The 13,825-nt window shown below is 51.4% G+C and carries 11 protein-coding genes and 1 tRNA gene; all 12 read right to left on the bottom strand.

Annotated features, from left to right (window positions below; all coding sequences use genetic code 11):
* Window positions 1-141: 141 nt before the first annotated feature.
* The 12 genes from P4G45_RS10465 to P4G45_RS10410 all read right to left on the bottom strand — a co-directional run bounded on the left by P4G45_RS10465 (window position 142) and on the right by P4G45_RS10410 (window position 13,691).
* Complete coding sequence (locus P4G45_RS10465) at window positions 142-879, bottom strand: HK97 family phage prohead protease (RefSeq protein WP_348266424.1); 738 nt, start codon at window positions 877-879, stop codon at window positions 142-144.
* Window positions 869-2,509 carry a phage portal protein gene (locus P4G45_RS10460; RefSeq protein WP_348266423.1) on the bottom strand — a complete coding sequence of 547 codons (1,641 nt, stop codon included), beginning with the start codon at window positions 2,507-2,509 and terminating at the stop codon, window positions 869-871. The genes P4G45_RS10465 and P4G45_RS10460 overlap by 11 nt, the downstream gene beginning before the upstream one ends.
* 9 nt (window positions 2,510-2,518) lie before the next feature.
* The gene (locus P4G45_RS10455) at window positions 2,519-4,195 is read right to left on the bottom strand and encodes a terminase TerL endonuclease subunit (protein ID WP_348266422.1); all 1,677 of its coding nucleotides are present in this window, start codon (window positions 4,193-4,195) and stop codon (window positions 2,519-2,521) included.
* Window positions 4,146-4,664 carry a phage terminase small subunit P27 family gene (locus P4G45_RS10450; RefSeq protein WP_348266421.1) on the bottom strand — a complete coding sequence of 173 codons (519 nt, stop codon included), beginning with the start codon at window positions 4,662-4,664 and terminating at the stop codon, window positions 4,146-4,148. Before P4G45_RS10450 ends, P4G45_RS10455 begins: the two co-directional genes overlap by 50 nt.
* Window positions 4,665-5,507: 843 nt before the next feature.
* Entirely contained in the window at window positions 5,508-5,807 is a 300-nt protein-coding gene (locus tag P4G45_RS10445; RefSeq protein WP_348266420.1) for a hypothetical protein, read from the bottom strand.
* A 264-nt stretch (window positions 5,808-6,071) separates the two neighbouring features.
* Window positions 6,072-6,539 carry a hypothetical protein gene (locus P4G45_RS10440; protein ID WP_348266419.1) on the bottom strand — a complete coding sequence of 156 codons (468 nt, stop codon included), beginning with the start codon at window positions 6,537-6,539 and terminating at the stop codon, window positions 6,072-6,074.
* Window positions 6,540-7,130: 591 nt separating this feature from the next.
* The gene (locus tag P4G45_RS10435; protein ID WP_348266418.1) at window positions 7,131-7,793 is read right to left on the bottom strand and encodes a hypothetical protein; all 663 of its coding nucleotides are present in this window, start codon (window positions 7,791-7,793) and stop codon (window positions 7,131-7,133) included.
* A gap of 56 nt (window positions 7,794-7,849) precedes the next feature.
* Window positions 7,850-9,094 carry a hypothetical protein gene (locus tag P4G45_RS10430; RefSeq protein WP_348266417.1) on the bottom strand — a complete coding sequence of 415 codons (1,245 nt, stop codon included), beginning with the start codon at window positions 9,092-9,094 and terminating at the stop codon, window positions 7,850-7,852.
* Between the two features lie 111 nt (window positions 9,095-9,205).
* On the bottom strand, window positions 9,206-9,517 hold the full coding sequence (locus P4G45_RS10425) for a helix-turn-helix domain-containing protein (RefSeq protein ID WP_348266416.1): 312 nt from the start codon (window positions 9,515-9,517) through the stop codon (window positions 9,206-9,208).
* 704 nt (window positions 9,518-10,221) lie between these two features.
* Window positions 10,222-10,309 (bottom strand) — tRNA-Ser (locus P4G45_RS10420).
* Between the two features lie 65 nt (window positions 10,310-10,374).
* Complete coding sequence (locus P4G45_RS10415; protein WP_348266415.1) at window positions 10,375-12,087, bottom strand: carboxypeptidase regulatory-like domain-containing protein; 1,713 nt, start codon at window positions 12,085-12,087, stop codon at window positions 10,375-10,377.
* Window positions 12,084-13,691, bottom strand: coding sequence for a carboxypeptidase-like regulatory domain-containing protein (locus tag P4G45_RS10410; protein ID WP_348266414.1), 1,608 nt, complete (start codon window positions 13,689-13,691; stop codon window positions 12,084-12,086). Before P4G45_RS10410 ends, P4G45_RS10415 begins: the two co-directional genes overlap by 4 nt.
* Between the last annotated feature and the right edge of the window lie 134 nt (window positions 13,692-13,825).

Here is a 13,825-nt window from a genome sequence, read left to right as displayed (position 1 = left end):
TTACCTTTGATTTGATTTTTTGGTGGAGGACGGCTATCAACTGCACGCTGATAACTTCCATCCAAGGGGCACAACGCACGGCATCCAAGCCATGACCAAAAGGCCAAGCGTTCTATCCCTGTAAACTTTTTGGTTGTTGCTCTATCGCAGTTTTGCGAGAGCTAGACGCATTTCGAGACGGCGGACTTCAGACTTGCTGAGGCTTCTGTCTTCATCCTCATCATCGTCATCATCATCACGATTGGGACAATCAGCATAGTCACCGTTAATGCAGGCTTCACAGTCTGGATCGTCGCAAGGTCCGTCTTCATCCTCGTCATCCTCATCATCAAGAGAACGAGTCAGAAGGCTTCTTAATTCCTTTGGGCAGGATCTAACGTCAACCTGCGTCTGCAAATACGCGGGACAGGTAGTGACTGTTAGCTCTAGCAACTCAATCGTTTCGAGTGTTCTCACCAGGGTTCCATTTTCATTTGCATACGAATCTTTGAGCGTGCGGAATCCGAAGCTGCATCCCTGAGTGACACCATTTTCTACAGAGAGTGCCAAGTCATTTGCATAGCTGATTCGCGTATCCAGTTTGCATCTGAAAGACACACCCTTTGAATCCGTTGTTAGCTGCAAATTACCAGCGCGAACGGAGGCAAGGGGCTGGCTGGTGTTGTGATTGTTAAGTAGGAGGATATTGGGGCTGCCGCTCAAAGTCTCAGTTACAGCACCAGGCGAAACAATCTCCTGAAACCCGCCCAAATCTTGGCTGCGCTGATTGAACACAATCGCCCTGCCCGTAAGGGTTCTGGTCCCGTCTGCTGCTACTGGAGCGATTCGCAATTCCTTTGCAGGCAGTGTGCGGATTTCCTGCTTATTTTTACTGTTCATGTGAGGACGCTTTCTTTGCTGTGTAGTCAGCGGCGGAATGGTGGACAGCAAAGCTCATGGCCTTTACTGCTCTAACCAATTCTGCGGATGTAATGGAGTCGATATCTTCTGTTTTCCATCCTGAAACTCGCTCAGAGATTGAACGCAGATGTTCTTTAATGGCTTTGGCTGCATCAGGCTTCCATTCGGTCTGCCCCATAGTAGAGCGGACTTCATCGGCGGAAACCTCAGACAGACTCAGGAGAATATGCTCGAAAGTCTTATTGACTGCCATTGCATCCCGCTTGCTTGCATCTCTGGCACACATGCGGGAAACCGCATCGCGCACAGTATGCAGATAAGCCGTCCTCATGCTGCCTAGCGTGTTCCGTACCTGCTCAGTAGGAATTGCATCGGGTTCAGGCGTGGCAGGCTTCAGAAGAGTTGCAAGGTTGGTGTAATTAACTGGCACCAGATAGATATCCCCTTCTGGCCCAATCGGGTTATCACCCAATTCCTTGCGAATGTCATTAACACTGTAGAAGCCAGAATTTCTGCCCGCACTGAGGGCATCCATCGTGGTTTTCGGATCACCCTTCAGACGTTCACGCAAATTGAACTCAGCAAAATACTTGCTCTGGGGTCCCAGAATTTTCATTGTCACTTGCTGAGTGATCCTAGACGTATATGGGCGGATACAGTCGCAGAGGAATTCAAGCTGCTGGGAAATGTAATTGTTATCGCTCAACCGCGTCATATCGCCAATCATGTGAGGCGGTACAGACCAGAGGGCAGCCAATTGCTGACGGTTGAACTGCTGCGATTGAATGAATTGAGATTCCTCTGGAGTCAATGAGAGAGGCTGATATTTCCAATCCCCCATCAGGAATGCTGTCTTCCCTTGATTCGCCCCGCCCTGTAACGATTGCCAATCTTGCTGCGTCCGTGTTACGTCCTCTGGCTTGAGGTGGGTTGGCGACGACATTATCCCGCCAGGTCTGCTGCCCGATCCGAAAAATCGCGCTGAAAAACGCTCAGTGGCAATGCTGACGCCGATTGACTCAGCGGCCATCTTAACGGGCGACCAACCGAGATCACCAGTAAAAGACAGCAAGGGGCAGTGAAGCACTTGCGACTTATCCAAAATCCGTTGCTGGCCTAGTTTCTCTCCATCGGTTGTGATGTATTTGAGAGAACCATCTCCGGCACGCCACGGACGGGTTAACCAGGGATGAAGATTCCACAACCCAACAACTCGGCCAGTCGAATCTTTTTCAATCTCTGCATACGCATTGCCCAGGGCTAGAGCCAAAGTGAATGATTCCCAGAAGGTGTATGCGCTCGTCTCTGGGTTGGGAGAGACACTGAGCAAATCGTGCAGCGGATTATCAAAGGCTTCCACCCTGCCGTTGTCAGTTCGCTCATAAAGTACAAGGGGCAAACTGGCCACAGAGTTGGAAAGCACTTTCAGAATTGCCATCACCGTAAGGTTTCTCAGTGCCGTGGTCTCTGTCACCTCTACACCGCTAGAGGTAGGCTCACCACCAAGCCAACCAGCGATACTAGGATCACGCAACGATAGACCTTGGCCGTTCGGATTGCTTCTCTGCTCCATGCCCAGGGCAGTCTTTACACTTTTAATAATGTTCATGAATTCTTTCTAGGCAAAAAATATGCCTGCTGGGATGGGTGTAGGAGTGGCGACACTTGCTCGGCCTAATGCCATACAGAGAGCAACAATCCCGTCTATCTTCTCTGTCGATTTCGATTTATCTGGTTTGAGGTTGCCGGCTGGATCTTGTTTGACAGTGACGTTTGAAGCCATCCATCGAAGGACAGGATTACCGCCATGCGCCAACTCAGAGGAGAGGACAAGCTCTAACAGTCGTTTGGTGGGTGCATTCATGCTGGTGAATCCCTGCCCAAACTGCACCGTCTCAAAGCCGTCACCAGCCAATTGAGTTGTAAGCTGTGTTGCGTTCCAACGGTCGAACATAAGCTCACGGATGTTGTATAACTGGCCTAGCTCATTCACCTTGAGGCGGATTGCGTCATAATCAATCACGTTGCCGTCAGTGGTGATGAGGTGTCCCTGTTTCTTCCAAACGTCATAGGGAACACGGTCACGCTTTACGCGGTCCTCAATGTTCTCTGACGGGATGAAGAAATGGGGCAGCACGTACCATCGTTTATCTGTCTCAATGGGTGGGAACAGCAGAACGAGAGCGGAGATATCCGTTGTGGTGGACAGGTCCAAACCAGCAAAGCATTCTCTACCGTGCAAACTCTCAGGGGTGAATGCTGCGTTACAGGAGTCCCACCTGTCCATCGGCATCCATAAGGTGTGCTGTGAGGTCCATTTGTTGAGGCGAAGCCGTAGGAAGGCATTCAGAGAGCCAGGTGTTTCTTTGGCTTTGGCCGCCGCTGTCCTCAACTCTTCAATCTTTACCATCGTGCCAAGTGCAGGATTAGCTTTGATCCAATTGGACTCATCCTCCCAATCGTCCTCATCATCCAATCCCGCTATCCAACAGAACCAGGTGTCATCCTCAATGATTCCAGCGAGTACCTTTTCTGAATAACCGTGCTGCTCAAAGCAGACAGAATGTTTGTCATATCCCGCCGTGGTGATGGCAAACAAAAGAGACTGTCTGCGCTTGCCAAGAGCGGTTACAAGCACGTCCCAAAGTGCTCTACCCTTCCATGCGTGGACTTCATCAGCAATAACACCGTGGATATTGAGACCATCTAAGCTGTCTTTGTCACTACTGAGAGGCTGATATTTAGAAGCCGTGCCGACAATGTGCAGGTTATCTCTGAAGGTTGCTATCTTTGCTCTGAGTGCAGGCGAACTCTTAACCATCCGCTCTGATTCACTGAATACAATTCGCGCCTGATCCTTCTTTGTGGCAGCGGAGTAGATTTCTGCTCCGCCCTCACCGTCAGCAGCCAATAGGAACAGAGCAACACCAGACGCAAGGGTTGATTTCCCGTTGCCTCTGGCAAGTTCTGTATAGCTGAAACGAAACCGTCTCAGGCTTGTATCAGCATGAACCCATCCGAAAAGAATCCAGATAAAAGCCTGTTGCCAGGGTTCCAGAATGAATTTATGTCCGGCCCATTCACCCTTTGAATGTCTGAGGAAGCCGAAGAAATCTATAACCCGTTGCGCCTTCTTACGATCAAACCGCAAGCCCCGTAGATGCCCAAAGTCGAGATCCCGCTCATGACGTTCAATCGTCTGTCTAACCAGCGCAGAAGTGACGATTGTTCCGTCCAGAACCCCTTCAATGAATTCCTCCGCTGGAGACATCTTCTGTTTCATCGTCTTCAGCATTTAGGAACTCTTCAAACGGGTCTGCCGTTTCATTGGGGGAGATATGCAATCGAGCACGCGATGAAGGATCGAATCCAAACAAAGATCCGTATCGTGCAAGTGATTTAAGGGAGTCAGAGGCAATCGTTGTGGCTGGATTGCGCTTCATTCGCTGTCCAATCACCTCACCCGTCTTGCTCAGAATGGGTTCAGATAGGACGATGCCGTGCTTAGTAGTCAGTAACTCAGCCTGTTTCCACGTTGAATAGGACTTACAATATCCAGCTAGTGCGGCCTGATCTACAGCGGTAAGCATCTTTAGTGCAGCCAATGCTCTAGTAACTCGTTTCCATTCCGTCTTAGCGTCTTTATCCAACCAGGCCGGACACTTTGGAGTGCCTGAGAATTGCGGCTCACTGTCATTCAGAGCACGTCTACCAGGATTACCTTGTAACTTCTTTAATGCTGTAGGCTTAGTTTTTCTGCCCATAATTCTTGACTTCCTGTCTGTTGTTTGGTACTCTGTAGTTAGGCAGACTGGCTTTGCAGATTGTGCAAACGGCGAGTAACAGCCTAAGATCCTGCCTCAAACTTCCAGTAATTCAGAATTTTTATTTCGCGAATACACGCGCAAATGGTTGGCGTCGGTTCCGGATTGAACAGTACTGTAAGAATTCGACCGCCTACCATCTTATTGATAACATGATAGTTACATCATTTTTACTGTTAGGAGTTTGGTAGTTGATGGGTGGAGTGCGGAGCATAGCTCAGACACACCCCACGCCATACGATTGGTGAGGAGTCTCCACAGTGGAACGAGCACTGCGGATGTAGGCACCAACCATTGCCGTGTCGAACGGGTGAGGAATCCCCACGGCAATATCAAAATGGAGACTGCGACACAATCGTTGACGTGATTAGTCTTCGACAAACTGATGGCAAGTCGCAGTCCTATGTCGTCGCAGCCTGTAAGCACGATGGGACACGATCAATGTCATTTGGATTGCGATGGTAATGAGACGGGGCAGGAGCAGTTGCGCTCTACTACCCCGTTCATCGGGTTGGGAGAAAGGCACACGCGAAGAGCGTCAACTCGTGTGAAAAAGACCAACCCTACTCGTTAAGGTGTTATGAGTCACCCTAACGCATATCAATGTTGTTGAGGGACAGCAACCTGCTAGTCAAGCGGCTGCCCCTGATGAGATGATGTGAACGGAAATCGTGACAGCCGCCTAAAACCATCACGCAAAGAAAGCATCATCCCATAAACCCGCTATTGCGAACGGGTATTGCTGGTGGCCAGGTGGCGCATCCATCAGCAATGTCTAAATGTCTATTGGTCAATATCGAGAATTTCATATTGGGTGTCGAAACTGCCAGGCACAATATGCAACAGGCCAGCCTTCACTAGATCCGATTGAATCGTATTCATTGCACTCATAGGAACCTTGGCACGTTCTGCCACTTCATCATCTTTCAACCAAATTGGATTCGTTCCCCGCCAGTTGGCAGAATTCCAAACACCTGAGTAAACCTTTCTTGCATATGGCGAGAGCCGTTCGTAGATATCAGGCGAGAGAATTTTGTCTATAGTTTGGAAAGGCATTCTGGGCGAACGGCTGCTGCGAATCATTTAACGTCTGCTCCATTGTTGGTATCTGTAAATCCATAAACTGTCCGCGTTGCTTCTGCCGATGACCTGCGCACGAATAGCAAACCTTCTGCCTCAACCGCTGCCTGCAATCTAGCCAATTCGTCAATCGTCACGCCAAGCCGTTTTGCTGTGTCTGAGTCTCTGAGCTTGATTTTGTCCATGTGGCGACGGTTGAGCAGGAATGCAAGCATTCTGTGCAGACCAGGTGCATCAGGGGTATATGGCTGTCTATAAACAATGTGCCTACGCATCTTCGGCATCCTGAATCAGCTTTGCGTGATACCTGCGCTCCGCATCAAATTCTTCCTTCATCTCTGGATAGTTCTGCTCAAATACCCAGACGATTCCACTGAGTTCGAGAATTATTCTGCTCAAGAGATTGGCAACGGCATAGGCAAGATTGATTGGTGGAGCACCATGAACCCAGTCACGCATCAAATCGGGTTCATCCTGCCCTAAATCGACCAGCAGGCAACCCGCATTGCGGATGGCTTCTTTGATCCAGCGGATGTTTTCAAAACTGGTGCTCAACTTCAATTGTTCGCGGAGAAGTGCGTGCTCGTACTGATGTAAAACTCCCAGAAGGGTGTCTGTCTGCTCTGCATCATCTTCTTGCCCGGTGTAATTTTCGTGAATCTGGCGTGTGGTCAGCCGGACCAGTTGAATCTTTGTATCGAGTACATCTAATGTTTTGTATGGGGTCGTCATCATCTTCCTTTCAATAAAAAACGGGATACCGGCTGGAGTAGGTCCGGCATCCCGAACAAGAATAGAAAGTGAGTGAAATACCCTTCCTAATACATAGACAGCACTAAGGACTTTTCACAACCAGAGTTGATCAAGATTTATGAATTTATTTTTAAAGGATGTGTTTGAGCATAAATATGCGCGTTGGTTTCCAGGTAGACACTCGCGCACACTCTGTAAGGAATCTGGGAATTTCGCCCATTGGTTCTCTGGGAACAGAGTAGGAACAGTCCGAGTATTCAGAGGGTATTCGCTAAGAGATTCTCAGACTGTCCCTATGCAAAGGGTTTTGTTTTTGTCACGAGCGGTAGCGAAGTGACGGGTACAAGTAAAGGGAGTGACAGGTAAACAGGTGGATGAGGGTACGCTAGTACCCGAAGAGGAGCGGTAGCGACGATACCCAAACTGTACCCCTCTTGTTCCCTTTAACACATACCCATATATCAATGAAACTCGTCTTGTAAGTACACGGTTTATCTATAAGTTGCAGGAGTCATTTTCACGTTTTGTTACAAGTTTGTTCACGGTTTCGTGAAAATGACTCCTGCTTTACTCCTACTGCACGGACGCCATTTCCGCTGTAGCATTGCTCACACTTTGGTTGTCTATTTCTTCCCGTCTTTCTGCTCCACGGATAATGCAGACTATGCGCTCCCAGGCGAGGGGCATACTAATCGGCCTGTGGTTGAAAAGCAGATTGTAAGCAACTTCAAAATAGATCACGCTGCCACCAATATGGTGCGGACACTTTGGATTAAAGCAGTGCCATGCTCCACTGCCTACAGTCTTGATTGACAGGGTGGGTTTCTTCCTGCCGTCCTCATGGAACGGACAGAAAGCCATGAACCCCTGCGTATCATGGTGACTGTAGTTTGTCTGTAGCCTGTGCATGAAGTACGTTTCAAGCTGCCTGTCTGTCAGCGTACTAGCATCTAGTTTCCGTGCGTACCGCGTCGGAATGGGTAGACGGGTCAGCGGGTCCAGAAGTTCAAACTCGAAGTAGCCACTTGGCCCCTTACGCCGTGTTACTGCCATCAATCCCAGGTCCACAAGATTGTCTACGGCGGCATTCACATAATTAATACCTATGCCCAATGCCTGTATTTCCTTCGATGCCATCCTCACCGTAGTTTTACTCTTCTGTTGCGTTATCCCACATACCCTTATGTATATTTTTAGCGAATCACCTCTGAGTGCGGACATCATGGAGTCACTCATTGACACGTCATCGGGTACTTGCGAATAGCTAAGACCTAGTCCTCGAAGCATATTGCTCATTTCGTCGCAGCCTCGTGCTGCATCGCCTGTAGCAACTCTGCCGCCTTTTTTAAGGTTTTGCTCACCGCCTGTTGACTGACACCCTTCTCAGTGCCAATCTCCGTTTGTGTCTTGCCAGCGAGGTGCATTCCTACAACGTCGCGGATGTCATCACGCAACATGGGCAGCATAGCCAAACGGCGCTGACGGATCACCTCTGGGTCTTCTGTGGCCTCACCTGTAGCATTGTTGCCGTCAGCCCAATTCTTATAAGCCTGTTCGTCAAGATGGTTTGGCGCATCGCATGATTCATCATTGGAAGGTGCGCCGTCACCGTCTGAGCAAGGAATTTCGATAGGCAGCCAAGTGCGGTTTGCCTTGTCTAGCTTCTCAAAGGCAGTTATCCGGCAATTCTTCCAGGTCCTCCGCAGATAGTTAGATGGCTGCTCAATCTCTTTGCCCCTTGCTGCCATCTTTTCCAGAACACCCATAAGCCTAATGACTAAATTCTGTTGAAAGTCATCAGACTCGCCCTGTGCGTGCAGGTCATCACCTTTGCGTGCAAGGCTTGTTTCCCTCGAAAAGAAATTGTGCAGAGTCTTCCAGAGGATTTCTTTGTTGGCGTCGTTGGGATCAATGAACCAGGTGCGGTAAGCTGCGTCCATAACGTCATCAGGAATGAAGTCATATTTGTTCTTGACTTTAGAATCTGCCGCCTTACCCTTGGTTTTCTTGGCTGGCTTGCGTGTGGCCTTATAGCCCTCAAGCTCTTTAGCTCGATTGGTTTGGTACTCATGCAACTGGATTCCAGACAGCACACCATCCTGTCCCAACATAGAGAAGCTGGAGGAGTCATCGTCAGCCTTCATCGCGGCAATATCCGCAAACCCAAAGCAAAGAGACTTGGTTTCCAGTGTCTCGAATTCATCCTCTATAAACTTCGTGGCAGGGAGTTCTTTCTCCCATGAACGGTAATAAATAAGCTCAGTGGGATACCGGAGACGCTTGTACCGTGGAACCAGGCGGTATGCATTCAGAATCTCAACAGCAGAAACATATTGTGCAGCCTGTTCCTCTGTTCGAGGTTCAGGCGGATTGGATTCATCCGGCAACAGAGCATCAACAATGATTTCTGATAGCCACCTTCCAGGGCTGGCTGAGGTGGGAGCAGATGCCGGAATCGTTTTGTCACTCTCACGCAACCGTCGTGGTTTAGCGTGGTCATACAAATCTGTAGATCGTTTAAGCTGGATATCACTCATGTTTCTTTTCACTCGTTATTCTTGGTAAAGCCAATAGGCAGGAATTAAGACAGGCATCCTCTCGGCCCTCTGTGGGGTCGTGGCTGCGTCGATAGGTTTTAGGGGAGGGAACTAGGCGGTCATTGTCATCTTGCGTCTAATCCAGTCAGCCACGGTGCCCGGATCTAGGCGCACCATTGTTCCCACCTTCAGGGCTGGCAATCGTTTATCGTCAATCAATTTGTAAATCTGACCGCGTGAGCATTGCAGGATCTTGGCGAGCTGGACGACCGTGATCGCGCAGCCGTAGTCCTCCACCATCCGGGCCAAGCTGTTCTCAGCCGAGGCGCAGATTTCTCCAATAAAACATTCATCTATTGCTGCGATATCGAGAATGGATGAGACAGATGGAGCAGAAAAATTAAACAGTTCAGCTTCAGGCATTATTGATTTCCTTTGGGAATCATGTGTTGAGGGTTAATGTGCGCAGGATGAACATGCGCAAAATCACACACGTCAACTCTGCCTTCTTTGCTTCGTTTTTAGGGTGTATTGGGCCGCTCAGTGGGCCATCCTCTAGTCTCAGATCCTCTTCCATAGGAGAGACTGCCAAAAACTACACGTTTGGCGATACGTGGCCATATCTAAACTTTTGCTGTCCGCTTTCTACGGAACCGTTGTTCGAGATATCTTAGGCATTACCGAGGGATATCAACACTTATCGCAATTGGCTAAAAGGTCGCTCTTCAGGGCGCTGCCTTGCTGCACTTACTGCAATTGGGTGTTCTGTTCCCGCTTCAGGGGATGACAGGCTTCTGTCTTAGCGTTGGTTGGGGTTGGAATTCCTCTTTTCTCGTTTAGGCATAACAATAACCTACCGTGCGCACACAGCAATGTCAAGCTTATTTTGGAGTAAAAGAGATCGACCGCCTAGATGGAGGCGGGAACATTTCCAACCATAACTGAACCCAGCGCCATGTGTCAAGTGCTATTGTTCGACACGAAACCAGGCTACTTGAAAATTCTTAGTTAGGTAAATTTTTATAGCTAGGTAAAAACGGGGAACAGCCTAACCAAGGTCGAATCCATGAACATTGAGGACAGCATAAGTCCTTGTTTTTATGTATGTTATTGATTCCAAAGGAATATGGCGGAGAGACAGGGATTCGAACCCTGGATACCTTGCGGTATACACGCTTTCCAAGCGTGCGCCTTCAGCCACTCGGCCATCTCTCCGCGATCGAGCTACCTTTTTGAATCTAACACAGTCGCCCTTGAGATGAATGGATCAAGCGCCAGACTCACGGGGCCTGGGCTTCGATGGTCTCTGTCATCTTGCGCGTTGACGTGAGATCCACGGGAACGCCATGCATCATATAGCCGCGCAGCGTGGAAGGATCTTTCCAGTTGACCTGCCAACCGTGGTCGATTGCGAGCAGGATGTACTGGCCGGGCAACACGTTGTTGAGATCGAAGCTGCCGTCGGTATTCGTCTGGTCGCGACGAGTGATGTTGAGACTATCCGGTTCGCCAAGGGTCGCAGGAATGAGAAGAACCATCGCACCTACCGACGGCTTGCCCTGCAACATGGCTACGCCGGTCAGCGTGGATCGGCCTTCGGCAATATGCAAAGTAAGCGCCGAGTCGCCGCTGGGCACGGTCACGAAGCGTCCTGTGGCTGTCGCCGATTCAGCGGTAATTCCGGTGAGATAGAGGTTGGGCTTGCCTGTCAGTAGCACTTCATAGCGGCCAGGCGGCACTTCCACTGTCCGGCTGAGGACCTTCGTTCGTCGTTGATGCAACAGGCTGCCGGATAGGAAATAAGCGCCTGCATCATCCCGTGTGGCATCGCGTCCACTCTCTGGATCGATAAAGTTGACATGCACGGAGCCGGCATCCGCGGCAGGGACTCCTTCAAAGTGAATCGATACGTTGGCAACCAATGATGCGGCACTCATATCCAGCGTCTGCGCGGAGCCCTCTCCTACTTCGACCAGCGCAGGCTTGATCGTCTGCCCCGCGCCTTGCATCCTCACTTCGTAGCGCCCGGGCGCAAGTCCGCCGACATCAATCGTGCCTTGGGGACCTATATGTGCGGAGACGGGAACGAAGTCATTGCCATCAGAAGACAGCCGTTCGATCATTGGATAAGTTTGCATCCGGCGGCCACTTGAATCCGCGCTCTCCTCGGGCAGGATGTGAAGGTGAACGGACGGGATAGGAGTCAGTTGGAAGTCCGCCTGACGGCTGTCTCCAGCATGAAGCGTGAGTGTCTCGGCGGTTGACGGATCGCTGGTTCCCGGATACCACATAAGGGGATAGGTCACGTCCAGCGAGGGATCCAGTGGATGCTGATCCGAGTCGGATCTCGATCCTCCCTGTTGAGCGGCCATCGCGTACCATACCTGCGCCTGCACTTTGATGCGATAGTCACCCGGCGCGAGGTCGTCGAACTCGTACGAGCCGCGATCATCCGTGGATGTACTGGCGCGAGTTCGCGCGGCAGGCTGGGTCGAATCCGGTTCCGCAGAGGGAACCGCCAACAGGGAAACGCGGGCATTGCGGACAGGCTCGCCTGCCTCGTCGATGATGTTGCCTGTAATCACCGCCTCCGGCGAAAGCTGAAAACGAACGTCGATGACTGGCGAAGCGGGGGTCAGCACAATGCCGCTCGAAAAGAGTTGATGCTCATCGTAGGCTTGTGCCACGTATCCGTAAGCGCTGCCAACGACCCGCCACATTCCCGCCGACGGCAGCGCCATCGAGAATCGGCCATGATCATCGGCATCGAAGGTGCCGACAGGAGCAGGGAACTGCTGCTCGCCATCGCCTCCCCGGGGAACGAGGGTAGCAGTCAGGTGACCATGCGGAATCGGCGAGCCGTCGGCGCTGCTGACGATTGTGCCCGTAATTCGATAGGAGATCGCAGGCGCTGTTTTGCTCTGTGCGGCCGCAAAATATCCGCTGGCTGCGAAGGCGAAGACCAAAAGGCGCAGCAGGGAGGTCAGCTTCATGGCGCCATCTCCGCTTCGGGGACTGCATCCAGATCGAGCGAGGGTTTGTCTCCAACGTTGACGGTAACTGCGCGGACGTGGGTAGCAAATGGAGTAAGCGCGGGAGGGTCTCCATAATCGATCGAGTGTTTCTGCTCAAACGCGACGGCTTGATAGCTTCCCGGCGGCAGGTGAGGGTAGTTATAGATGCCCCGTTCATTACTCCGTTCCGTGAAGACGGAGGTCGCGCTGGGAGTCGTGGGTATCAAATAAACCCAGCAGGCAGCCGGAACGCCACCCAGTTTGCAGGTGCCTTGAAGGCTTGATGTCTGGTTGCTCACCGTCACCCGAATGGGCCCACCAGTTGTACCGGGAGCGACGACCACCTCCTGTTGCAGAACATCCGACGTTCCGTAAGTGACGGATTTGATATACCAGGTGCTGCTGCCGTTGTTGCGCGCACGAAGCCGATAGCTGCCAGGAAGGGCTGTGAAGCCCATCGCGCCTCCTCTCTGCATGGAGAGATAGACCGAGTTGATGCCGTCAGTATCAACCTGATCGTTTTCGAGCATCAGGCCAAATTGCATCAGATTAGGCTGGCGGTCATCAGCCGTTGCAGCACCATCAATCTGAAGCTCCACCGGCAGCTTTGGCACGGGCGTCAGGTGGAAGAAAACTTCGGAGACGTCGTGGCCTGCCACGGTCACGGTGGTCTCACCTTGTTCGATCCCGTCGATCGAAAAAATGCTGGCGTTGAGCGTATAGGTGCCGTTGGGAAGCTCGGTCTGGGTGGCTCCTGCTACAGTACGAATCGGCAACGAGAGGGAGGCGCCGTTATTGGAGCGCGCGGTGATCCGAGGAAAGCTGCGACCTAAATCGGAGTCGAAGACGGCGGTTACGGTATAGGCGCGGCTGGTTATTGGATGCAGCTCAAAATGCTGCTCCTCACCGCTTCGAATATGGAGTAAACCTGAGGTGTTTGCGGAGTTTTCAGACGGAAGAGTCACCGGTAAGACAACCTCGTCGGTTCCATTCACCCGAGATGCGTAGGTTGACGTGAGTTTGTAATCGCCTGCGGGCACGGGCAGGCGGAATCGGCCATGAGCATCCGTCTGCATCTGCGCAACCGGTATCCAGATGTGGCCTGAGTCATTGAACATACTTCTTTTGGCGCTCACCAGAATGTTCGGCAATGGATCGCCATTCGGCGCCGTTACCGTACCGGTAAAGATAGCCTCGGGGTAGAGACGCAATTCCAACGCAGTCGTTGGCTCCCCTGTACGCAGAAAAATGCCGGACGAACCCCCAGGCTCGGTGCTGGCATAAAAGCCCGGCTTGCTGACCTGGACGTTGCCGGCATCCGTCACCTGGCTAAATTCGAATCTTCCGTCATAGGTGGTCAGCACCGCCCGATCGTTCAAACGTACGAGCGCGCGCGCAACCGGCTGACCGGTAGTGGCATTCAACACGCGTCCAGAGACGGTAACGGGATTAGACGAGTCGGTGGCGGACGCAGACTGGGGAAAACTATTCTGCCCCTGGGCCGGAGCGCCGGCTCCCGTCCCCACCAGAGAGAGCAGGAGGACATAGGATCCAAGATGAAATCTGCTTCGGGTTGCTTGCACAGGGTCTCGCATCGGGCTCAGCAATGAGATTATTCGATTCCGGCATTTGTGAGACGAAGCAGGCGCTTAAATGAGGTCTTGACTTCCGTGCCTTTCCGCCGCACGAATCTGCCTTTTCTCGCCAATCTTTTCAT

The sequence above is a fragment of the Edaphobacter paludis genome, assembly GCF_039993895.1.
Classification (GTDB): domain Bacteria; phylum Acidobacteriota; class Terriglobia; order Terriglobales; family Acidobacteriaceae; genus Edaphobacter; species Edaphobacter paludis.
The sequence above is the reverse complement of the archived record's forward strand: the minus strand, read 5'-3'. Positions and strand labels throughout refer to the sequence as shown.

Excerpts from the sequence above, each read along its gene's own strand:
- P4G45_RS10440 (WP_348266419.1), bottom strand. The coding sequence starts at position 6,539 with ATGATGACGACCCCATACAAAACATTAGATGTACTCGATACAAAGATT.
- P4G45_RS10450 (WP_348266421.1), bottom strand. The coding sequence starts at position 4,664 with ATGGGCAGAAAAACTAAGCCTACAGCATTAAAGAAGTTACAAGGTAAT.
- P4G45_RS10435 (WP_348266418.1), bottom strand. The coding sequence starts at position 7,793 with ATGAGTGACTCCATGATGTCCGCACTCAGAGGTGATTCGCTAAAAATA.
- P4G45_RS10430 (WP_348266417.1), bottom strand. The coding sequence starts at position 9,094 with ATGAGTGATATCCAGCTTAAACGATCTACAGATTTGTATGACCACGCT.
- P4G45_RS10455 (WP_348266422.1), bottom strand. The coding sequence starts at position 4,195 with ATGCTGAAGACGATGAAACAGAAGATGTCTCCAGCGGAGGAATTCATT.
- P4G45_RS10445 (WP_348266420.1), bottom strand. The coding sequence starts at position 5,807 with ATGATTCGCAGCAGCCGTTCGCCCAGAATGCCTTTCCAAACTATAGAC.
- P4G45_RS10460 (WP_348266423.1), bottom strand. The coding sequence starts at position 2,509 with ATGAACATTATTAAAAGTGTAAAGACTGCCCTGGGCATGGAGCAGAGA.
- P4G45_RS10425 (WP_348266416.1), bottom strand. The coding sequence starts at position 9,517 with ATGCCTGAAGCTGAACTGTTTAATTTTTCTGCTCCATCTGTCTCATCC.
- P4G45_RS10465 (WP_348266424.1), bottom strand. The coding sequence starts at position 879 with ATGAACAGTAAAAATAAGCAGGAAATCCGCACACTGCCTGCAAAGGAA.
- P4G45_RS10415 (WP_348266415.1), bottom strand. The coding sequence starts at position 12,087 with ATGAAGCTGACCTCCCTGCTGCGCCTTTTGGTCTTCGCCTTCGCAGCC.